The following is a 22,625-nucleotide window of genomic DNA, read 5'->3' on the forward strand; positions in this document are numbered from 1 at the left end:
TGTTATCCGCGCTGGCTGATTGGGGTAACCGCACGTAATTCTTCACCGGTGTATTCGGCCGATGGACGAATAATACGGTTATCTGCACGCTGCTCCATCACATGTGCGGCCCAGCCGGTTAAACGCGACATCACAAAAATTGGCGTGAATAACTTGGTTGGAATACCCATAAAGTGATAAGCCGATGCATGGAAAAAGTCAGCATTACAGAACAGGCCTTTTTCGCGTTTCATCACTTCTTCACAGCGCACTGATACCGGATACAACACGGTGTCGCCCACATCGGCAGCCAGTTTTTCCGACCAGCCTTTAATAATCTCGTTACGTGGATCAGATTCAGAATAAATCGCGTGGCCAAAGCCCATGATTTTTTCTTTACGTTCCAGCTTGCCCATCATTTCCTGCTCAGCGTGATCGGCCGAGGTAAAACCTTCAATCATTTCCATCGCCGCTTCATTGGCACCACCATGCAGTGGGCCGCGCAATGAACCAATCGCACCCGTGATACAGGAATGCATATCAGACAAGGTCGAAGCACACACGCGCGCAGTAAAGGTTGATGCGTTAAATTCATGCTCTGCATACAAAATCAGTGATACATGCATCACCTGTTCGTGCAGCTCACGCGGTACACTGCCAAGTAACATATGCAGGAAATGTCCGCCGATTGAATCGTCATCGGTTTCCACCTCAATGCGCTCGCCATCATGCGAAAAGCGATACCAGTAACAAATAATACTGGGGAAACAGGCCAGCATACGCTCAGTCACTTCCTGCTGCTGCTCAAAACTCATTTCCTGCTCAAGGTTACCCAGCATGGAACAACCTGTACGTAATACATCCATCGGATGAGCATCGGCCGGAATACGTTCCAGCACATCTTTAAGCGCCTGGGGTAATCCACGCAAGGTCTTAAGGCGGGCTTTATAGGCGTTTAATTCTGCCTGAGTTGGCAACTTGCCACGTAAAATTAAATAAGCCACTTCCTCAAACTGGCAGTTTTGTGCCAAATCTTTTACATCGTAACCACGGTAAGTTAAACCCGAACCCGATTTACCTACGGTAGACAGTGCGGTTTTGCCAGCAACCTGTCCGCGTAATCCTGCGCCACTTAATACTTTTGCCATCAGATATTCTCCTGAATCAATTTTGTAGAATACTTTAATAAGAGCAACACGCTCTCCACGCTCCCGGCGCCTGTTTGCGCCTTTAAAAATGGCAGGGTTACCCTGCCACGCTACTATTCAATTTATTTGTTTTTACCTTCGGCAAACAATGCATCCAGCTTTTGCTCATAATGGTGATAACCGAGGTAGTCGTATAGTTCAGCACGGGTTTGCATGGTATCCAGTACCGATTTCTGGTCACCTTCATTTAAAATGGTTTGGTACACCAGCTCAGCCGCTTTGTTCATGGCGCGGAAGGCACTTAACGGATAAAGCACCATATCCACGCCCCACTGCCCTAACAGTTCACGGTTCCATAATTCGGTTTTACCAAACTCGGTAATGTTGGCCAGAATCGGCACATCCAGGGCTTCGGCGAAAGCACGATAATGCTCTTCGGTTTGGATTGCCTCAGCAAAAATGCCATCGGCACCGGCAGCCACATAGGCTTTAGCGCGCTCAATTGAGGCTTCTAACCCTTCCTGTGCAAACGCATCGGTACGCGCCATAATGAAAAAATCAGGATCAGTACGCGCATCCACCGCGGCTTTAATGCGATCGACCATTTCATCAGTGCTAACAATCTCTTTATTCGGGCGATGGCCACAACGTTTTTGCGCCACCTGATCTTCCATATGCACTGCGGCGACACCGGCTTTTTCCATATCACGGATGGTTTTAGCAATGTTAAAGGCGCCACCCCAGCCGGTATCAATATCCACCATCAACGGCAAATCACAGGCCGCCGTAATGCGGTAACAATCGGCCAGTACATCGTTTAATGAGGTCATGCCCAAATCTGGCAAACCGTACGAGGCGTTAGCCACACCACCACCGGATAAATAAATCGCCTGATGACCAATTTGTTTGGCCATCACGGCGCTATAGGCGTTAATAGTGCCAACAATTTGCAAAGGTTTGTTGTTGGCCAGTGCCTGACGGAATTTTTTACCTGCGCTCATGAGATCTCCTGTGTAGGGTTAACTGGCGTTATCTGCGGCCAGTTTGCGGGCGATATTGTTTTTGGAATACAAAATATGACGACGCATCAGCATTTCTGCCAATTCCTCATCACGATTAGAAATAGCCTGAACGATATGTTTATGTTCATCAAACGCAGTGGTCACACGCGGACCAGCCATACCAAGCTGTACCCGATACATACGCACCAGATGATACAGGCCGTTTAATAACATATTAATTAAATGCTGATTTTTGCTGCCAATGATAATGCGGTAGTGAAAATCCACATCGCCGGCTTCCTGATAATAATTCTGACCTTGCTGCACCGATTCACTGTGTGAGGCCAGCAGCTGATTAAGCTCGTCAATTTCCTGCTGCGACATATTTTGCGCGGCCAAACGCGCGGCCATGCCTTCCAGCGATTCGCGTACCTGATACAACTCAAGCAAACCTTCCGGCGTTAATGCCACCACTCGCGCACCAATGTTGGCCTTACGCTCCACCAGATTGCAGCTTTCCAAACGATTTATGGCTTCACGGATCACCGCGCGGCTCACAGCATATTTTGTCGACAATTCGGTTTCACTGAGTTTGCTGCCTGCTGCAATATTGCCTTCCACAATATCGCGCCTAAGCTGGTAAAAGGTTTTATCCCCGGATGTTACCGCCTGCTCAGCAAAAAAAGTCATAGATGCATTACACTGTCGTTCAATAATTTGTCGACAATGTAGACTATAAAACACCATTAATCAAGTTGAGCACCATTATATTGTCGACAATTTATCCATAAATGTGATCTTAATTAAATAATGTGAAATTTCATAAAACAGAATGTGTTTTGCCCTTTAGCCAAGCAGTGTTATAAAAAATTCAAACAAGGATTAAGCCAGTAAACAATGGATATACACAACACGCCTATGAAACGAACAGTCTTTTTGCTCTCCACATTTTTTAGCTCATTTGTTTTTACCCCACTGACCTATGCGGAGCAATGGCAAACCTTGCTGGATAAAAACCTCAGCCAGTGGGATACCTACTTAAGTTACAAACATAAAAAATCCTATGATGGTTCTGTACCCAAAGATGCCGATGGCAACCCCATTGCGCCCATCGGCTTAAATACCGGTAACGACATCTACAGGGTCTTCACGGTAGCTGAGCACAACGGTGAACCGGTGCTGCGCATTTCGGGAGAGGTTTACGGCGCGATTACCAGTAAAGCGGTTTATCGTAATTACCACTTGTTGGCGCAATTTCGCTGGGGCGGGAAAAAATGGCCACCACGTTTAGATTTACTGCGCGACAGCGGCATTTTGTATCACGCGATTGGTGAAAACGGACAAGAACATTTTCGTACATGGATGCTGTCGCAGGAATTCCAGATAATGCATGGCCATGTGGGTGACTACTGGAATCAAATTACCTCAGCAATGGACGTGCGTGCGTTTACGCCGGAATACATCATGAACCCCATTGCCGACGAGTCGCAGCCTTTTCTAAAAGTGGGTTACGGTGAAAATATAAAGGGTTTGGTATTACGCAAAGAAAACGCCGAAAAACCGCTGGGTGAATGGAATACGGTAGAGCTGATTTGTTTTGAAGGCCAGAGCTTACATATCGTAAACGGTAAACTGGTAATGGTGCTGAAAAACTCCCGTTACAACAAAGATGGCGTTACCCTGCCACTGGATGAAGGCAAAATCCAAATTCAAAGCGAAGCCGCCGAAGTGTTTTATAAAAACATAAAGATTAAACAGCTGGATCAGATGCCAGAACAATATCGCCAGTACTTTTAATCAATCAGCAGCTCATCTAAACCAATTTAATTTAAAGGTAAGTTTGCGCCCCCCTTAAAATACAGGTTTTATATACAGGTATAATTTAAAAGGGTGAAAATGGCGTAAATTAAAAAATTTGGTAGGACCATATCTAGCTCCATTACTACAAAGTGAATTTTGTAAGCTATTGAATTTGCGTGCAAATCATAAATCTAAAAATATTTATAGAGACCAACATCAGGCTCGTTTTCAACAAGTCTGCTTTTCTCCAAACATAAAATCACACTTAACGGCAAAGACAAAAACCTAAAGTATTGGTTTTATTGAAATAAAGGGATAAGGTAAGGAAAAATTTTGGAAAAGCCGTTCCGGACTTATACGGAAATCGTGCTAATACACTGTTAGTTTCTATGGTGATGAACAAGGATTTGTATGAATTTTGATAGTCTGAGAATTAGAAATTTCCGCACTTTAGGAAGTGAACAATTTGTTGATTTAAAAAAAGGTCTAACAATTGTTGGTCCCAACAGTAGTGGAAAGACTAATATCCTGAAAGCCATAGAAATGATATTTACTGGCTATGACAATGTGTTGCAGTATGAATCGAAGCGCGATCTTACATTTGGAGTAACTTCAGGGCAAACAAGTCTTATCGCAGGCTTTACTGGTGATAGAGAAGCAGATAAAGAATTTTTTGAGTTATATGATGAATTAAACTTAATGCTGGAAGAGCCAAAAGAATCGAGCTCCAGTTTTTCATTATATTTGTCATTTGCTAAATCCGGAAAACCGCTATACCGATTTTTCTCTAATGAAAAGATGAAGAAAGAGTTTCAGGCGCAGTTTTCAAGAAAACAAATCATAGCTGTAAACATCTTATTGGAAGCTTTTGTTTGTCATTATGTTCCATCTTCAAAAAGTATTGGTGATTTATATTCGACACTACTCCTTCCATTTATTAAACGCTCAGTAACTCGTGTTTTGTCGGATAAAGTTACTGAGATTAATAGTAATCTTTCAGAAATATCAAAAGCTCTTGATTCGCAATTAGAAATAGCTGGTCTTTCACATATTAAATCTCAATTTAGTTTGCCAAATAATTCAATTGAACAGCTAATTGACAGGTTTGAATTTCATCTATCAGACCCTAATAAAACTAGTATTGATAGAAAAGGCATGGGCATTCAAGCATCTGCAATACTAGCGTCCTTTTTATGGATAACGAAAGAAGAGTTGAAGCTTAAAAAAAGGACAATTTGGCTTATTGAGGAACCGGAATCTTATCTCCACCCTCAATTAGCAGAATCATGTCATAGAATGCTTGAAAAATTACGTAGTGAATCACTTTTGGTAACGACAACACATTCCTTAGGTTTCGTTGCACAAGATCCAAGAAAAGTTGTTGGAACAGAACTTAGCAAAGATCACACTCGGATTATCCAGTATAGCTCTTACGTTGAAGCGACTTCTTCAATTCGAAATGCTTTAGGAGTTAGGTTTAGCGACTACTATAATTTGGGGCTACTAAATGTTTTTGTAGAGGGGAAATCTGACAGAGAAACATTTCAATGGTTCTTGGATTTAGTTAAGCCGGATTTTGATGGCAACTATAAATGGCCTTGTGTAAGAAGTTCAGAGTTTTTAGATTTCACTGGCGTTTCTGGTATGGAAGGCTTTATGAAGGCTACATATGAGTTTATTGCAAACGAACGACCAGTTGTAACTATTTTGGATGGCGATCCAGCAGGGGATAAAACAAGAAGAGCATTACAAGGATATCTTGGTAACAAAAAGATACAGTTTCATGCAAATAAGGATTTCATAAGTCTTCATACCGGCTTTTCACTTGAAGGGCTTTTCCCACATGAATGGATTGTTGAAGCACATGATAACAACCCAGATTGGTTTGGGGATGATTACGCCGTTGATGTCGAAGGCAAACTACAACCATTCAGTATGAAGAACGAGAAAAGCAAAATTCAACTTAGGACCTATCTAATAGAAAAGGCAAGCGAACAACAAGAGCTAGACTGGATTGCTAGGTTTAAACAGGTTTTCGATATGCTTGAGCATGCCCTTTCAGAAAGCTATAAGAGAGTCTACGGTCAAGAATTTGAAACTAACAAGTCAATGCAACCGACCGCTGATTGAAGCGTTATACACCAAGGAAGATTCGTGATTAAAACTAGACTATTTGTAATTCTTTGTATCTTCAATATATTCACATCAAATTCAGCTAGTGCACTTGAAAAGCTGACTGAAGCTACTATCAACAAAATTAACGACGACTTAGCTCATGCCACTAGTAATTGTGATTTTGACCAATCTACGAAATATTATTACGAACAAACTAAGTTCTTTAACTACAGCATTGTAGATAATGTTAATACAGTGCAAGAGCAAGACTATAGCGAAGCAATATCTGATTTTAAAGCTGCAATGGAGTTATGCTATATATCCCTTGCTAAGGACGTACCTGTATCAGAAGCAATAAATATTTCCAGTTCGGGACAAGATGCCACTTTTATTTATGAAGCATTCCATTACTTAAAATCTACCGATGGACGATTTTTTGAGAGCCATAATAAAGGAAAGACTCTATTTAGACTCATTAATGGAGAGGTAAAAATAATAGAAACACATTACACAGGCATTTCCTTTCAAGAGTTAGAAAAGCTGCCATAGGTGTATAACAAGCCAATTAAGTGCGGGGCTGCTAAAGTTTGGCTTGGTTCCGCTTTGATACACAGTTCAACCAAGCATTCTCAGCCCTTTATGGGGACGTTATAAGCACACGGAGGTTTGAGTATGAAAAAATATCTAACTAAAAATTTTAGCCTAGCTATGGGTGTAGGAGCAGGAACTGCAATTTATCAATATTTTGTTAATTCCACAGATGCATTCGATTTTTATAAACCCGTTTTTATTGCTTTAGTCACATTTGTTCTTTTATCTATTTATAGCGCTGTAAAATATCAAAAACAAAATTCACAATGAGTTCACCTAACTGACTATGTAATAAATCAATGCGGCAGGACAGGTGTTTTGCCGACCTGTTTTTACCAGCCAACCTATACACCCAGCTCTATTTTAACTCACACAGCATATTGTTTTTATTAAAGATAATTAGCTAAGACAAACAACAACAGAGATTCGTGACTTGTAAGGAATTTACGCGAAAATATCGTTAGGAGTAAAAATGACCTCAAAAATAATGATCACCTTTGGAGTCCTGGTTTATGCGGTGCTTATTCCATTTCTCGAAATCAATGCTTCACACGTGTTTAACGATACGTGGTTGCCTCATGCCCGGCTTCATGAGGTATGGCAGCTCACTACTAATAGCGCGATAGGTTTGTTTGCACTATGGCTGACCTGGCGCAAAGGAGAAATACGAGTTGCGAGCATCCTGAACATTGCAGTAATGGGTGGTGTTTTGGTCGCACATGCATTGAGCGATTCATACGGAGGCTCCATTATGTCTGGTAATATTGAAAAAAACGTTTTGGGTATAGAATTGGCAGCGTTTGCCGCTGGCGTGGTGGTGATTATGGCTGGCGTAGCCTTCTTTTTGGCAAATCGACTGTCACAGGAAGTAAGGTTTTGAGTCAATACAGGTTAAGTCACGCCATAAACGATTGAATCGGACTCAGAAGTAAAAAGGAAATCTATGGAATTAGTGTACCGTTCGGCCACAGTTGAAGATTTGCAAGAGCTAGTCGCCCTATTGTCAAACGATCCTCTCGGTAACCAAAGGGAGGACCCTGCAGCTCCACTAAATGATGCATATATCAACGCATTTGACGCGATTAATCATGACCCGAACAACCAATTGATTGTCGTTGAGCTTAACGATTGTTTAGTGGGTATGTTACAAATTACCTTTATTCCTTATCTTACTCACATTGGTAGTTGGCGTTGCCTTATAGAGGGCGTCAGAATTCACAGTCACTTTCGTGGTCAGGGTGTTGGTGAAAAAATGTTACAACACGCTATTCAGTTAGCTAAAAATAAAGGTTGTAATATGGTTCAGCTTACCAGCGATAAGCAGCGCACAGATGCAATTAGATTCTATGAAAAGCTGGGGTTTAAAGCGACACATGAAGGATTCAAACTGGCCTTGTAAGCATGATAAAAGCACTTAAAGCTAGTTATACCTGCTTACATTTTGACTGCCGATACGGGTTGAAGCAATTAGCCTAAAAACGCAATAATTACCTATCTAAACAAATAGTTAATGTCACTATGTACAAGTCTGCACTGTTTTTATTAATGACTACTTTGGGGTTATCGGGCACCGCCTTTGCCAATCAGGTAAATACCCATATTGAAAAACACAATAATGGAACCTGGACGGTAGCGTACCGTACTGATGAGCCAGTCACTCAGCTATCATTTAATCGCAGTCCTAACAATGCAAGACGCACACGATGGTTGCCGGTGTCACAGGATTTTGAAATTGCATATCAGGATGAAGTAGAAAGCATCCAGCGCAAAGATGGCAAAACGTTCAATCAGGTGCAATTTAACCTGACTGCCACCTACATTCCTTTACCCAAAGATTACGCGCCCTTCTCTCCTTTTTCCGATGGTGGCATGTTATTCCACTCCGGTCGCTTTTTTGTTTGTATTGATAAATGTGAAGCAGATAATAACAGCTGGTCAATCAGCGTCAGCGCACCTAACAATCAGCATATTATCGTTAATGGACAGGTTTATGCTCAGCAAGCAAGCTGGATAGATCAAGATAGCGGTCAGAAAGTGTATGTGGGCGATGCGTTACCCATTGCCGATAAGCATTTTGTCAGTATCATCGACCAGCAATTACCCCAGCAGTTAAGTGACGATATAAAAAACCAGTTACCCGGCTTAATGGATTTTTATAGCCAAAAGCTGGGAGAACTGGATTTTCGCCCATCTCTGTATGCGTCCTATCACGATAGTAGCAACGGCGGTTATGGCCATCAGGGCGGTACCCTGCCCGGTCAGGTTTTTATGCATTGGTATGGCAAACCGGCAATTGAAAACTTAAATACCGATGCGACTTACTGGTTTTTTGCTCACGAACTGGGGCATATATTTCAGCGTGATGCACAATATATTGAAAATCCTCAACAAGCCTGGATCCATGAAGGTGCTGCCGAGTTTTTTGCCGGGCAAGCCGCCAGGGCAGACTATTTTAATAAAAAACTAATACAAGCCAGACAAGACTGCTTAGCCGGATTAAAAGACAATCACAATTACCTTGCGGCCTCTGCCAACAACTTCCGCCTGCATTATTCCTGTGGCCTGGTATTGATAAACACTATCAACCAGCAACTGACTGAACAGACAAATATGGATATGTTTATGATTTGGCGTGATTTTAATAAAAAAGTTGCTCATGGTGACAAGGCCGGTGCAGATACCTTTTTAAGCAGTTTAAAAGCGCATCTCCCTGCTGACTATTTTACCCAATTGCAGCAGTTTGCCAGCAGTACAGAATTTAACGCTTATGATTTCTTTCAGTGATAACTTTGATTTTTTAAAGTAACGGCTGTAAGTCCTGCAACCAACTTCAATTAAAGCCAGATATAAACGAGAGAGCCGTTAATTCGGCTCTTATCTTAACCGCAAACAATGTTACAAAATCAGGCTTTTCACCTGCTGTCAGTTTGTTATATCTGTAACATCTAAACAGCAAGGAAAGATCATGTCGATCAAACAAAAACAAGTAATAACCACTCTGGCAACAGGCATATTCACACTTCTTAGCTTTTCAGTTACCGCGCAAGGTGAACAGCTGAGTGATCAACAAAATGCCAATTTAAAAAAAGCGATTTATTGCATGGAGATTATGGAAAATCGGCCTGATTTATCCGCTGATAAAAAAATCGATATATTACGCAATGAGTGTTTTGCCGAAGACTATATTCAACATTCCCCCCATGTAGCTGACGGGCGCGATGCGGTGCTGGCGTTATTTGCCAAACGCTTTAAACGAAACAGTCAGATCACGACATCCATAAAACGTTCTGCCAGTCAGGGAGATCTGGTCTGGTTGCATCAGCATGTGCAACGTTCACCCGAAGACAAAGGCAATGCGGTAGTGAATATTTTCCGCATGCAAAATGGCAAGTTTGCTGAGCACTGGAATGTCGTTCAGGCTGTTCCCGATACAGCTAAAAACAACAACACCATGTTTTAACCTGTCCGGCCAATATAAACGATGGGTAATGTTACTGGTGTTTTAGCTCAGGCAAAACACCATCTAACGGACCAAATTCGCTTAGCACCTGTTGTACTTTTTGTGCGATAACCGGATGTTGTACAACCGGTATACGCCCCCTGTCCACCTCATAATTGGCCGAGGTTAAACGTTGTAAAAATTCAGGCGTATCGATATGCGCCGTATTGCGGGTATCCACCGACAGCTCGGCGATGGCAAACACATCTACCTGTTGGCTAAAGCGTTTAAATCCGCGATAGGTAAAGGTTTCGCTCACCGTCTCATCACTTAAACGCAGTAATTCATCCATTAACTGATGTAAAAACTGATTCAGCGTTAGCTGGCGCAATATCAGGGTTATTTGATAACCCGATATATCAATTAACTGAGATTTATCCGTGGGATTAATTGATAAATCAATAATTAATTGCCCACTGTCACGGCATTCCAGATGCTTTAGTACAAAACCTGCGTGGTCAAATTCCAGCAAAGGCAACAGTTTTTGTAGCTCGCCAATAAAACTATCAAGCGGTAACGCCTGGCTTTGACTCGTCATGCCGGATGCGTGACGCGCCATCAGCGGCAGGTCATGGTGGCAACTAAAAGGCGCAGACGTACCACTAAAACAGCGTAAACGCAGTAATTCTCTGACTTCATGTTCACGCGCTTTTTTTAGAGCCAGATAAACGGTTTGAATCAATTCCGACGTGGGGAAATTTGATTCGATACGCCATTTTCGTCCATAAACAATTTTACGCTGCGGCTGTTTTGCGAGCTCCCGGTAATTGTCGTAACCAATAATGCCCACCTGAATATACAATCCACCGTCATCACTGCCGGCAAAGACCGGAAAGCGTTTATCAAATTCACAATCCAGCACCACCTGCTGAATGGTGCTAATTGTGTGCTGATAATGCAGAAAATGTTGCGGAATACAGCTATTACCACTTTTTAACTGAATTAACGGCGCGCCTTCTAAAGGCTGCTCACCATTAAGAGTGACATGTGATGATTCCGCTGATTTGTTTTGCATAGACAAATGACTCAACTTACAAAATTACTCAGATACAGGCTGCTTATGCCATTTGTGTTTTATCAGGTTATCCAGCGACAATTTACCTGCGCCCCATATAACCACTAACGCCAGTAATAATCCCCAAATAACATGCCCATATAAAGCTGCGGGGGCAATGTCTTCCAGGCTAATTACCGCTACCACATTCACAATACTTAAACCAATGGCACTGATACGGCTGGCTAAACCAAAGGAAAGTAAAACAGGTAACAATATTTCACCTGCGGTTGCTAAATAAGCGGCTAACACAAAATTTAATACTGGCACCATGTATTCGTATTCAAACAATAATAATGTTGATTCCCAGTCATCCAGTTTGGTTAAGCCCGATGCAAAAAATACCCAGGCCACATACAAACGCGCCAGTAAAATCGCGACTGGCTGCAAATAATTCAGATACTTTGAAAATACATTTGCCGCAGCAAATGCATTAAGCGCAATACTCATAACACTCTCCTATTACGATTAGGTTAAATAAATGGAGTGCCTAATTTAGCAGTGAGTTACAGAGACAAGGCGCCTGTTCGTCCGGGCGATGAACCCAATCGTCCGTAATTTTGAAATGCATTTATTAACTACCGTTTAAATAAAAAAGCCCGGTATTAACAATGCAGAATACCGGGCAATACACTCTCAAAGGGAAAACACTGTTTACATACATCGAAACAGAACTTAAGCATAACAAGCAGTAAAACATGGCAGGCAACCAAACGGCTGAATAACGAAACCATACGTCCAATCCTGATTATCCTGTTCCACAAAAAAGGCCCGGCAAGGTAACCAAGAACACATGCCGGGCAAAAGCTCCGTGGAGAGGAGATGGAGATAACTCGTTAAATCATTTAATTAATTTTGGTAAAGGCGTAGATTAAGTTGTGTTTAATCGCCTGTGTTAACCAGCTATCGAAAGCAAAATCCGGCTTATCCAATAGTTCAAGTGCGGTGCCAATACTGTAACCACGCTTTAACAGGCGGAAAAACTGATAGTCATCAGCCGACAATTCCAGTACGTCAGGTTTATAACCCACCCGGTACACAGCCAGATATTGCTGAAACTGTTCACTGGCAATGCGTTGTTTAAACTCGTCGATATAACCTTCAGGCTCACTGGCGTGATTGGCTTTCCACGCCTGATAAACCGGATAATCACTGGTCAGTATCTGAGTACAGTCAGATTGCGATATAAACAGTTTGTCCAGCTCGACATCCTGTAATAAACGAATACTGGTCATCTTAAACTGGCAATCGCGAGCCCGGCTAACCTGATGTATCGCCCAGTCAAGACGGGCACTATCCGGGACATAAACAAAACCGTCTAACGCCTCAATCGATTCAAGTACAGCAGGAAGTTGTTCTCCCCACATTGCCCAGTCACCTTTATCTGGTGGCGCCACTTTGAGCAATTGCAAAGCAGCAAAACGAAACACATCTTCACCGACCAGCTTCTGAACTGTTGGAAAACTAATCCCCAGTGCTCTGACAGCAGTCTCCAGCAGATTATTGCGGTAAATTGCGATACCTCTGGCGTCAAACTTACTGCCTGAGGTTAAATTCTGTTCAGAAAAAATCAGCTTTATAAGCTGTTGTTGCTCACGCATTAGCGCAGGAGGCATAATTTGAGTCACTGCAATATTCATAGTGCAGCTATCCGTTGTGGCATAACGCGATCGGCGACAATACGTGCTTTTTTAACTTCATCGATTAATACATCCCAATCAGGAAGCTGGTTATCCCACTCAATCAGCGTAGGAACCGCGCCAAAGCGTTTTAAAGCACAAAAATAGAGCTGCCAGCCATTGGATGACACAGGCTGGCTGTGATCATCAATTGCCAGCTCACCAAAGGTAACCGTACTAAAACCGGCAAGGTGAATTTCCCCAACCACATGACTGGGGATCTGATTGATCCATTGAGTGGCGTAATGCATGGGGTCATTAGCTAACTGATTATGCGCATTGACCAGAATATTATTTAAATCCAGTAATAAGCCACAGCCACTAAGCTCGGTTAATCGCACCAGAAACTCGGTTTCACTCATACTGTTGTAGTCAAACTGAATGTAAGCAGATAAGTTTTCAATTAATAACTGTCGCCCCAGGAACTGTTGCACCTGATCGACATTATTAGCCAGGGTTTTTAATGACTCTTCGGTAAAACTAATCGGCAGAAGATCGCCTGCATGCACAGACTGCTGTTGCCAGCTACCCCAGCTAAAACAGGCATGATCAGATACCAGAACCGGTTTAATTTGATTAACCAGTGATTTAAGTTTTTGCATATAGTGCGCAGGAATGGTGCCGGCAGACCCCAACCCTAATGCGGTTGAATGCAAACTTACCGGATATTTTTGTGCGATTTCACGCAATACAGCTAAGGTCGCACCACCTTCAGCAAAATAATTTTCAGAATGGACTTCGACAAAATCCACCGGGGCGACCGATGCAAGCGCATCGGAAAAATGAGGATGCCTTAAGCCAACCCCTACCAACGGCGCAAATGAATTATTTGCATGGTATTTTTCGAACGCTTGCATTGCCATCCACCTCACTTACGCTTTTTTCTGCTGTTCTTTGTAGCGTTTCTTGGCTTCCGCCTTAGACATGCCACCCAGTTCTTCGCAGGTTCCTTTAGCCACTAATTTCCATTCACCCGGATCTTTATCCAAGGTCGACTGACCAGCACAAGAGTGGGTACCGGCCAAATTAGCGCAGTCGTTTTGACCGGCTTCAGCCACGCCATAACATTTTTCTTTACCACCAGCATGTGCAACGGGAGCCACAAAGGTAGAAATAACCGCAGCCAGTGCTGCACTTGCAATCAGATTCTTATTCATGATTTCACTCCAAAATAAATCAATAAGGGGGGCAAACGATTACTCGTCTGCCAGCTCGTCTGCAGATACAGCTTCAATACCATTCCAGTTGCGGTATGCCGTTTTTAAGTTACCAGGTACATCTTCCATCCATTTTTGCTGTACAGCTTTGTTCAGGTTTAAATACAACTTGTCACCTTTGATGTACCAGGCAGTTGGATCCACATCAAATTTCTTATTTAACGCAACACCCATTGCACAAAAACCACCAAACTGAGGAGCATAAGCCGCTGGATTAGCACGGAAGCGATCACGGTTTTCTTCACTGCTGAACTGATAAATCGCCCCTTTATAGGTTGCTGAATACATGCTCTTACCCATGGTTGGCTTTTGCATAGTGAAATAGCTAACCGGGTCATAACCGTGAATTGCCACATCGTTTGCATTAGCATTGATACCAATATCAGCAGCAAATGAAAGTGAACTAAATACCAGCGCAGATGCCAGCCCTAATGATTTAACTAAGTTAGAAAGTTTCATAAGTAATCCTTAAATTATTTGTTTAAAAAGCTGTTGCCCCACATTGCAGGGCAACAGAAGTCACACCAATCACAATCTGTAGAGATGAGGAAAACTCTACGGTGCTTAATGTAATGGTTTACCTAATAGCGCAGGCACCCAATCGTCCCCACTTTGAAACCGAATGTCCTAATATGCAGAAAAAACTTAAAAAACTTCGAAGGCGTGATTAAATAAGGCGATCAGCGAGAGACAAAAATAAAAAAGCAGCCACATTCGGCTGCTTTGACAACTAAATTGTTACCCACTCAGTTGGGTGAATGTTTAAACTCAAGACGGTTTCCACTGGGTTCGCGTACCATCATATGTTTTGCCGGTCCACCATAGGCAGGCTCAGGCGCAAACTCAATGACCACACCCGGCATGGTTTTAATACGCTGATACAAATTGTCCAGCTGTTCAAAACTGCTTACCCGGATGGCCAAATGATGTAGGCCCACATTATTTTTACGGTCAAAGGCAACGGGCTTGTCTGTTTTGGCCTGCCATAATGCAATCATCATATGACCATCACTCACAAAAGCAGCTGGGTAATCGCTATTACGGCCTAATAAACGCCACCCCAGTCCGTTTACAAAAAAGGCTGTGCTTTGTTCAAGTTGTGACACAGTTAGTCCAATATGGTCAAAGCCTTCAGTTGCCTGCATGGAATTTTCATCGGCATGCAATACATTTGCACTTAAGATTAATAGTGAACTTAAAATCAGTGTCAGATAGTTTTTCATATGAATTTCCTGTTGTTTCAATAGCTAATACAAACGGTTTAGAAATGACGACTAAAAGATAAACTAACAAAATCCAGCCCCGGATTTGGACGCTTAAAGCCCGCGTTGGAGTAATGTAAATAACGCAGCGCAACACGATATTGTTGTGCCTGACCAAATCGGTACACAATGCCGAGCCTGTCTTCAAACTGGTAATGGGTACTGACATTTTTACCCGCAAATTGGGTGTCATCTAATAGAGAAACACCAATACCAAACTCCACCAACACAGGATTATGATTCCAGCGAGACACTTCGTATTGAATGACCGGCGAGATGGCTAAAACAAAATTAGTATCATGCTGATTGTTATCACCGTACTGCCAAAAATTAACACTGCTCTCAAAATACAAATCGAGCAACGGCGAAAAACGCTGCAATACATCACTGTGACGTTGATAGGCCAATTTGATGCCATCAACACCGCCTTCTCCATGAATATAATCAATTGCAACAGCATGACCTGCCGCCTTCGCCTGCCACACCAACAGCACATTTATCAAAGTAATCATCACCAAAAGCATATGGCTTAGGGTGCGCGAACGTTTCATACAATCATCCTCACCAAATAAGTAAAAAAGCCAGCGTCACCGCCGGCAATGGGAACAAATCAGGAGGAGAATTTTATGGAGTTTGGCAGTACAAAAAGTCGCCAAAGGTCTACATTTGAAAACCGGTCGTCCAGAAATACACAACCGGTTGCCGATACAATATTATGAGGCGCGTTTAACCGGACGAATAGTTTGCAGCCACTCTTTGGGAGAAAGTCCGAGCTTTTTACGAAAAATACGCGCTAACGCCGAACCATGTTCGTAACCGACTTCGGTAGCAACAATATTCACCGGTTTATCATTGCGCAACAGCTTTTGCGCCATAGCCAGACGCAAACCGGTTACATAATCGTTGGGTGTTTGTCCAACCGTGCTTTTAAATACCGCCGCAAACTTGGAACGTGACATGGCAGCAACATCGGCCATTTCTTCCAGTGTCCAGGCATATTGCGGTTTGTCGTGAATGGCATTTAACACCTTAGATAACTGCGGATGCACCATAGCTGACAATACGCCTTGCAGTATCACCCCCTGCTCCATCACATGGCGCAGCAGTTGCAGCAAAAAGATATCGCTTAATTTATCCAGCATGGCCTGACGACCTAAGCGTTCGTTAAAAGCCTCTTCAAATAACCACTGTACCGTACTGCCCGCTTGTCCGCGTGATTCAATATTGAAATAGACAAACTGTGGTAATGAGTTCACCAGCGAGTCTTTATTGGCCGCGTCAAACTTTACTGTTGAACACACCAGCTTAGCATTCTGTGATTCACTGGAAATAATACGGTGCACTGCATCACCGGGAATAAAGATCACCGACGGTTTATTCATAATCACTTTATGGCCGTCATCGGTCAAAATAGTAAGCGTACCGGATTCGAGTAAATGTAAATGTCCGGCGCCATTGCCCCCCAAAGTTTGCACACCACACAAGTTACCACTGTAAAACACTTCAGTACTGAAACTGATGCGATTTAAAATTTCACTTAAATTATCCTGAACATTTTGCATTCTGAATTTCCAGATTAAACGGCGACAATCGCACTTTATTGCTGATAAATATGCAGTAACTGCTGGGCTGACATTTTTGCCAGTTTGGCTGCATCCATTTGATTGGCAGTATGGGCGTTAACAATCGCACCATCAGTTAATATTGCCATTTGCACCGCCACTTTATGGCTGTCGGCCAGTTGAAACGGCACTAACAATTGCTCGATAAACTGAATCACCAGCATTTTATGACTGGCACAGATAGCGTGGATCGGATCGGATTTACGCGGAAACTCCGCAGAGGCATTAATAAACATGCAACCACAAAACTTATCTGAATTTATCCATTCATCTATTGCGTCAAAATAAGCCCACAGGCCAGCATGAGTTGCACCATCGTATTTTTGTTTAAGCAACCTCGGCACAGCCGTTTTCAACATAGTCATAAATTCTTTATCACGACGCTGTAGCGCCGCCACAATCAATTCATCTTTACTTTTAAAATGGTTATACAGAGTGCGTTTAGATACGCCGGACTGCGCCAGTATCTTGTCGATCCCCGTTGCGGTGATGCCTTGTTTGTAAAACAACTGCTGCGCCACGCTAACCAACTGCTCCCGCTTATCCATTTTTATCCCCTTACAGGTATCTGCTGTTCACGGTTCATTTGTAATTAATAGTGTTGAAACAAAATTAATTAACAAATAAAACCAAAAGTACACAGATCTGTATACTAATAACAGATATTAAATCCCGCAAGATATTTTTGCGCATTTTTTACACTACAATCCAAATCCCTTTAAAAATGGTATTTAAAAATCAAATAAACCAAGCCCCTTACGATATTCTTACAATGACATAAACCGATCTGTTTCATTTAAAGCAAGTAAACTTAACCATTCGCATAACACTAGAAAGCCATTTGCATAATATTCTTTCATCAACATTTAGCCCGATTACGCTTTAGTGATATAATTTGCCTATCAAATATCATGTAGTTAAAAAATGTCTGTAGAAACCTTTAATCCCAAACAAACCACCACGCTGGAAACCCCGGTAAAAACCATTGAAGCCAATAAATCGACGACTCCGTCGAATGGCAATCGCATTGGTTTTGTCTCACTAGGCTGCCCTAAAAACCTGGTGGATTCTGAACGCATCCTTACCCAGTTACGTACTGAGGGTTACGATGTGGTGCCCAGTTATGATGATGCTGATCTGGTGATCGTTAACACCTGTGGTTTTATCGATACTGCGGTGCAGGAATCGCTGGATACCATTGGTGAAGCACTGGCTGAAAACGGCAAAGTGATTGTTACCGGCTGTTTAGGGGTTAAAGAAGACGAAATTCGTGAAGTACATCCAAACGTACTTGCAATTACCGGCCCGCACGCCTATGAAACTGTGGTTGAGCAGGTACACGATCATTTACCGCAGCCGGTGCACAATCCGTATCAGGATTTGGTGCCGGATATCGGCGTAAAATTAACCCCGCGTCATTATGCCTATTTAAAAATATCTGAAGGCTGTAACCACCGTTGTACCTTCTGCATTATTCCATCAATGCGTGGTGATTTGGTCAGCCGTCCTATTGGTGAAATTCTGGATGAAGCGCAGCGCTTAAAAAATGCGGGCGTAAAAGAATTACTGATCATTTCCCAGGATACCAGTGCCTACGGTGTGGATGTAAAACATCAGACCGGCTTCTGGAATGGCATGCCGGTTAAAACCGATATGCTGGGTTTATGTAAAAAACTCGGTGAAATGGGCATGTGGGTGCGGCTGCATTACGTTTACCCCTATCCATCGGTGGATAAAGTTATTCCACTGATGAACGAAGGCAAAGTACTGCCTTATCTGGATATTCCGTTCCAGCACGCCAGCCCGCGTATATTAAAACTGATGAAACGTCCTGCTGCGGCAGAACGCACCATGGATCGAATTAAGGCCTGGAAAGAAATCTGCCCCGAATTAGTGATCCGCTCTACCTTTATTGTCGGCTTCCCGGGTGAAACCGAGGAAGACTTCCAGATGCTGCTCGACTTTTTGGATGAAGCCCAGCTCGACCGCGTTGGTTGTTTTATGTATTCCGATGTGGAAGGCGCTAAAGCTAACGATTTACCCGATCCGGTGCCAGAAGAAATCAAGCAACAACGCCTTGAGCGTTTTATGTTGAAACAGCAGGCCATTAGCGCGGCTAAATTACAGGCACGTATTGGTCTGGAATATCAGGTGATTATCGACGAGGTCACTCCTGAGGGTGCGGTTGGCCGTTGTTATACCGATGCACCGGAAATTGACGGCAAAGTGTATTTAACCGATGAGTTTAATGTGCAGCCTGGTGATCTGGTGTGGGTGGAAATGATGCACGCCGATGAATACGATTTATGGGGTCGTGTGGTTGAAGATGATGAAGACAGCATCGACGCCGAATAACCCGGTTTGATGATCAATCAGCATTAAAAAAGCCCGCAATTGCGGGCTTTTTATTCAGCACTTCAGATGATTAATTGGTTAAATCATCAAAGAATTTTTTCACACCATCAAAGAAACTGGTTTCTTTTGGACGATGTTTGGCTGTGTCTTTACCGGTCCCCATGGATTTATCCAGCTCTTCCAGCAACTCTTTCTGCTTGGCACTTAAGTTAACCGGGGTTTCCACCACCACTTTACACATTAAGTCACCTGTTGCGCCGCTGCGTACCGATTTAACCCCTTTACCACGTAAACGGAACATACGTCCGGTTTGAGTTTCAGGATTAATCTTCAGTTTTACTTTGCCATCCAGGGTAGGTACTTCAATTTCGCCGCCTAATGCTGCACGGGTAAAGCTCAGAGGCACTTCGCAATACAGGTTGTTACCGTCACGCTGGAAAATATCATGTTCACGAATATGTACCTGAACATATAAATCTCCCGCTGGTGCACCCTGCTCACCCGCTTCACCTTCACCGGATAAGCGGATCCGGTCGCCGGTATCCACACCCGCCGGGATTTTAACCGACAAGGTTTTGGTTTTTTCTACGCGGCCCTGTCCATGACATTTACGGCAAGGATCACTGATAATATTGCCACGACCGGAACAGGTTGGACAGGTTTGCTGTACCGCAAAAAAGCCCTGACGCATCTGTACCTGACCCTGACCATGACAGGTAGGACAGGTGGTTGGTTTAGACCCTTTTTTGGCGCCTGAACCGTCGCATTCGTCACAGCTTTGCAAGGTAGGCACACGGATTTCAACGTCTTTACCGCGTACAGCTTCTTCTAAGCTTAATTCAAGGTTGTAACGCAAATCGGCACCACGACGTACACGCTGGCCACCACCACGGCGTCCTCCACCGAAAATGTCACCAAATACGTCACCGAAAATGTCACCAAAATCAGCGCCACCGCCACCACCGCCGCGGTTTGGATCGACGCCGGCATGACCATACTGATCATAAGCTGCACGCTTTTGATCATCCGTCAGGATTTCATAAGCTTCCTGAACTTCTTTAAATTTTTCTTCCAGCTCTTTATCGCCTTTGGTGCGATCCGGGTGATATTTCATGGCTAACCGTTTGTAAGCCTTTTTAATATCACGCTCAGAGGCATCTTTGGCTACGCCAAGAACTTCGTAATAATCACGTTTCGACATACTAATTCTGTGTCTCCAATATAGATAAATGGGGAGCGCGAAGACGACTCCCCATTTCTATCCACTTATGACTTGTGACAGAAATTATTTCTTGTCGTCGTCTTTTACTTCTTCAAACTCAGCGTCTACAACATCATCGTCAGCATTGTTAGATGATGATGCCTGCTGCTCAGCGCCTTCACCGCCTGCAGCCTGTTGAGCTGCAGCTTGTTGCTGGGCAATTTCCATCAGCTTGCTGGAAGCCTCGATAACAGCCTGGATTTTCGCTTCAATGGCGGCTTTGTCGTCGCCTTTGTAAACGTCTTCCAGCTCTTTTACTGCTGCTTCGATTTTTTCTTTCTCATCAGCGGGTAATGCATCACCGGCTTCTTCAACCTGCTTACGGGTACCGTGGATGATGCCGTCTGCCTGGTTACGTACCTGAACTAACTCCTCGAATTTCTTATCCGCTTCTGCATTCATTTCTGCATCACGAACCATTTTTTCGATTTCGTTTTCGTCCAGACCTGAAGACGCCTGAATGGTGATCTTCTGCTCTTTACCTGTGTCTTTATCTTTAGCAGATACGTGCAGGATACCGTCGGCATCGATATCGAAGGTGACTTCGATTTGAGGCTGACCGCGCATCGCCGGACGAATACCTTCTAAGTTAAACTGACCCAGAGATTTGTTACCAGAAGCCTGTTTACGCTCACCCTGTAATACGTGAACGGTTACCGCTGACTGGTTATCTTCTGCGGTTGAGAAGGTCTGCGACTTCTTAGTTGGGATAGTCGTGTTTTTCTCAATCAGGTTAGTCATTACGCCGCCCATGGTTTCAATACCCAAAGACAGAGGTGTAACGTCTAACAACAGTACGTCTTTTACGTCACCGGCTAATACACCGCCCTGAATTGCAGCACCTACTGCTACCGCTTCATCCGGGTTAACGTCTTTACGTGGCTCTTTACCAAAGAACTCAGTCACGTATTTTTGTACCAGTGGCATACGGGTCTGACCGCCCACCAGAATGATATCCTGTACATCAGATACCGACAGGTCTGCATCTGCCAGCGCCTGTTTAACCGGCTCAAGTGATTGCTTAACCATATCTTCAACCAGAGACTCTAACTTGGCACGGGTGACTTTGATGGTTAAGTGCTTAGGACCAGAGGCATCTGCTGTAATATACGGCAGGTTTACTTCGGTTTGCTGCGCAGAAGACAATTCAATCTTGGCTTTTTCGCCCGCTTCTTTTAAGCGCTGCATCGCCAGAGGATCTTTACGCAGGTCCATACCTGAGTCTTTTTTGAACTCATCAACCAAATAGGTGATTAAACGGTTATCGAAGTCTTCACCACCTAAGTGAGTGTCACCGTTGGTCGCTAATACTTCAAAAGTGTGCTCGCCTTCTACTTCATCGATTTCGATGATAGAGATATCGAAGGTACCACCACCTAAGTCGTATACCGCAACCACGCGGTCACCCGACTTTTTGTCCATACCGTAGGCTAATGCTGCAGCAGTTGGCTCGTTGATAATACGTTTAACTTCTAAACCCGCGATACGACCGGCATCTTTAGTTGCCTGACGCTGAGCATCGTTGAAGTAAGCAGGTACAGTGATTACGGCTTCAGTGACTTTTTCACCTAAGTAATCTTCTGCAGTTTTCTTCATTTTTTTCAGCACTTCAGCAGAAACCTGTGGTGGCGCCATTTTCTCGCCTTTGGCTTCTACCCATGCATCACCATTATCCGCTTTAGCGATAGTGAATGGCATGATGTCGATGTCACGCTGAACTTCTTTATCTTCGAAGCGACGACCGATTAAACGTTTGATCGCAAACAAAGTGTTGTTAGGGTTAGTTACCGCCTGACGTTTAGCCGGTTGACCCACTAAGGTCTCACCGTCCTGAGTGTAAGCGATAATGGAAGGAGTGGTACGATCCCCTTCTGCGTTTTCGATAACTTTGGCTTTACCGCCATCCAGTACTGCTACACATGAGTTAGTAGTACCTAAGTCAATACCAATGATTTTACCCATCAGTTACTCTCCAAATTAAACTTTAAAAATACTTGTTGATTTAGTGGGGTTATTCGCGTTTGTTTTCAACTGCTAGTTGT

24 protein-coding genes are annotated in these 22,625 nt (G+C 43.4%); 9 read left to right on the plus strand and 15 right to left on the minus strand.

The features are described from left to right. Positions 1-2: 2 nt before the first annotated feature. The 3 genes from prpC to H8B19_RS14940 form a co-directional block, all read right to left on the minus strand. Positions 3-1,127, minus strand: a complete 1,125-nt coding sequence (gene prpC, locus H8B19_RS14930) for a bifunctional 2-methylcitrate synthase/citrate synthase (protein ID WP_186507691.1) — start codon at positions 1,125-1,127, stop codon at positions 3-5. A 122-nt stretch (positions 1,128-1,249) separates the two neighbouring features. After that, positions 1,250-2,128 carry a methylisocitrate lyase gene (gene prpB, locus H8B19_RS14935; RefSeq protein ID WP_186507692.1) on the minus strand — a complete coding sequence of 293 codons (879 nt, stop codon included), beginning with the start codon at positions 2,126-2,128 and terminating at the stop codon, positions 1,250-1,252. 18 nt (positions 2,129-2,146) lie between these two features. Then, positions 2,147-2,818, minus strand: a complete 672-nt coding sequence (locus H8B19_RS14940) for a GntR family transcriptional regulator (protein WP_186507693.1) — start codon at positions 2,816-2,818, stop codon at positions 2,147-2,149. Positions 2,819-3,046: 228 nt separating this feature from the next. Between H8B19_RS14940 and H8B19_RS14945 the strand changes: the two genes are divergently transcribed. From H8B19_RS14945 to H8B19_RS14980, 8 genes are all read left to right on the plus strand, one after another. Continuing rightward, positions 3,047-3,925 carry a 3-keto-disaccharide hydrolase gene (locus H8B19_RS14945; RefSeq protein WP_186507694.1) on the plus strand — a complete coding sequence of 293 codons (879 nt, stop codon included), beginning with the start codon at positions 3,047-3,049 and terminating at the stop codon, positions 3,923-3,925. A gap of 414 nt (positions 3,926-4,339) precedes the next feature. Then, positions 4,340-6,058, plus strand: a complete 1,719-nt coding sequence (locus H8B19_RS14950) for an ATP-dependent nuclease (RefSeq protein ID WP_186507695.1) — start codon at positions 4,340-4,342, stop codon at positions 6,056-6,058. A gap of 24 nt (positions 6,059-6,082) precedes the next feature. Continuing rightward, complete coding sequence (locus tag H8B19_RS14955) at positions 6,083-6,592, plus strand: hypothetical protein (protein WP_186507696.1); 510 nt, start codon at positions 6,083-6,085, stop codon at positions 6,590-6,592. Positions 6,593-6,715: 123 nt separating this feature from the next. Beyond that, complete coding sequence (locus H8B19_RS14960; RefSeq protein WP_186507697.1) at positions 6,716-6,904, plus strand: hypothetical protein; 189 nt, start codon at positions 6,716-6,718, stop codon at positions 6,902-6,904. A gap of 202 nt (positions 6,905-7,106) precedes the next feature. After that, positions 7,107-7,514, plus strand: coding sequence for a hypothetical protein (locus H8B19_RS14965; protein ID WP_186507698.1), 408 nt, complete (start codon positions 7,107-7,109; stop codon positions 7,512-7,514). A 63-nt stretch (positions 7,515-7,577) separates the two neighbouring features. Next, complete coding sequence (locus H8B19_RS14970) at positions 7,578-8,033, plus strand: GNAT family N-acetyltransferase (RefSeq protein ID WP_186507699.1); 456 nt, start codon at positions 7,578-7,580, stop codon at positions 8,031-8,033. Positions 8,034-8,152: 119 nt separating this feature from the next. Further along, the gene (locus H8B19_RS14975) at positions 8,153-9,418 is read left to right on the plus strand and encodes a hypothetical protein (RefSeq protein WP_186507700.1); all 1,266 of its coding nucleotides are present in this window, start codon (positions 8,153-8,155) and stop codon (positions 9,416-9,418) included. 181 nt (positions 9,419-9,599) lie between these two features. After that, the gene (locus H8B19_RS14980; RefSeq protein ID WP_186507701.1) at positions 9,600-10,094 is read left to right on the plus strand and encodes a nuclear transport factor 2 family protein; all 495 of its coding nucleotides are present in this window, start codon (positions 9,600-9,602) and stop codon (positions 10,092-10,094) included. 31 nt (positions 10,095-10,125) lie between these two features. Here the strand turns inward: H8B19_RS14980 and H8B19_RS14985 are convergent, their stop codons facing one another. The 10 genes from H8B19_RS14985 to H8B19_RS15030 all read right to left on the minus strand — a co-directional run bounded on the left by H8B19_RS14985 (position 10,126) and on the right by H8B19_RS15030 (position 17,515). Beyond that, positions 10,126-11,148 (minus strand): hypothetical protein, encoded by a 1,023-nt coding sequence (locus H8B19_RS14985; RefSeq protein ID WP_186507702.1) that lies wholly within the window; start codon positions 11,146-11,148, stop codon positions 10,126-10,128. A 24-nt stretch (positions 11,149-11,172) separates the two neighbouring features. After that, complete coding sequence (locus H8B19_RS14990) at positions 11,173-11,637, minus strand: DoxX family protein (protein WP_186507703.1); 465 nt, start codon at positions 11,635-11,637, stop codon at positions 11,173-11,175. 395 nt (positions 11,638-12,032) lie between these two features. Then, entirely contained in the window at positions 12,033-12,827 is a 795-nt protein-coding gene (locus H8B19_RS14995; RefSeq protein ID WP_186507704.1) for an HvfC/BufC N-terminal domain-containing protein, read from the minus strand. Continuing rightward, positions 12,824-13,723 (minus strand): MNIO family bufferin maturase, encoded by a 900-nt coding sequence (gene bufB / locus H8B19_RS15000; RefSeq protein ID WP_186507705.1) that lies wholly within the window; start codon positions 13,721-13,723, stop codon positions 12,824-12,826. The genes H8B19_RS14995 and bufB overlap by 4 nt, the downstream gene beginning before the upstream one ends. 15 nt (positions 13,724-13,738) lie before the next feature. Then, a complete protein-coding gene (locus tag H8B19_RS15005) occupies positions 13,739-14,023 on the minus strand; it encodes a BufA1 family periplasmic bufferin-type metallophore (protein WP_186507706.1) in 285 nt (94 codons plus the stop codon). A gap of 39 nt (positions 14,024-14,062) precedes the next feature. Further along, positions 14,063-14,542: a YHS domain-containing (seleno)protein gene (locus H8B19_RS15010; protein WP_186507707.1), complete on the minus strand. Its 480-nt coding sequence runs from the start codon at positions 14,540-14,542 to the stop codon at positions 14,063-14,065. Positions 14,543-14,829: 287 nt separating this feature from the next. After that, complete coding sequence (locus tag H8B19_RS15015; protein WP_206683198.1) at positions 14,830-15,306, minus strand: VOC family protein; 477 nt, start codon at positions 15,304-15,306, stop codon at positions 14,830-14,832. A gap of 38 nt (positions 15,307-15,344) precedes the next feature. Continuing rightward, positions 15,345-15,896, minus strand: a complete 552-nt coding sequence (locus H8B19_RS15020; RefSeq protein WP_241737630.1) for an acyloxyacyl hydrolase — start codon at positions 15,894-15,896, stop codon at positions 15,345-15,347. Between the two features lie 162 nt (positions 15,897-16,058). Further along, complete coding sequence (locus tag H8B19_RS15025; RefSeq protein WP_186507708.1) at positions 16,059-16,907, minus strand: AraC family transcriptional regulator; 849 nt, start codon at positions 16,905-16,907, stop codon at positions 16,059-16,061. A gap of 35 nt (positions 16,908-16,942) precedes the next feature. Next, complete coding sequence (locus H8B19_RS15030) at positions 16,943-17,515, minus strand: TetR/AcrR family transcriptional regulator (RefSeq protein WP_186507709.1); 573 nt, start codon at positions 17,513-17,515, stop codon at positions 16,943-16,945. Positions 17,516-17,891: 376 nt separating this feature from the next. On the opposite strand from H8B19_RS15030, the gene rimO reads away from it, so the two are divergent. Beyond that, a complete protein-coding gene (rimO, locus tag H8B19_RS15035) occupies positions 17,892-19,322 on the plus strand; it encodes a 30S ribosomal protein S12 methylthiotransferase RimO (RefSeq protein WP_186507710.1) in 1,431 nt (476 codons plus the stop codon). Positions 19,323-19,392: 70 nt separating this feature from the next. Here the strand turns inward: rimO and dnaJ are convergent, their stop codons facing one another. Both dnaJ and dnaK read right to left on the minus strand, forming a co-directional pair. Continuing rightward, positions 19,393-20,523, minus strand: a complete 1,131-nt coding sequence (gene dnaJ / locus H8B19_RS15040; protein ID WP_186507711.1) for a molecular chaperone DnaJ — start codon at positions 20,521-20,523, stop codon at positions 19,393-19,395. A gap of 84 nt (positions 20,524-20,607) precedes the next feature. Further along, positions 20,608-22,545, minus strand: coding sequence for a molecular chaperone DnaK (gene dnaK / locus H8B19_RS15045; RefSeq protein ID WP_186507712.1), 1,938 nt, complete (start codon positions 22,543-22,545; stop codon positions 20,608-20,610). Positions 22,546-22,625: the final 80 nt, after the last annotated feature.

The organism is Neptunicella marina (genome assembly GCF_014270035.1).
Lineage (GTDB): Bacteria > Pseudomonadota > Gammaproteobacteria > Enterobacterales > Alteromonadaceae > Neptunicella > Neptunicella marina.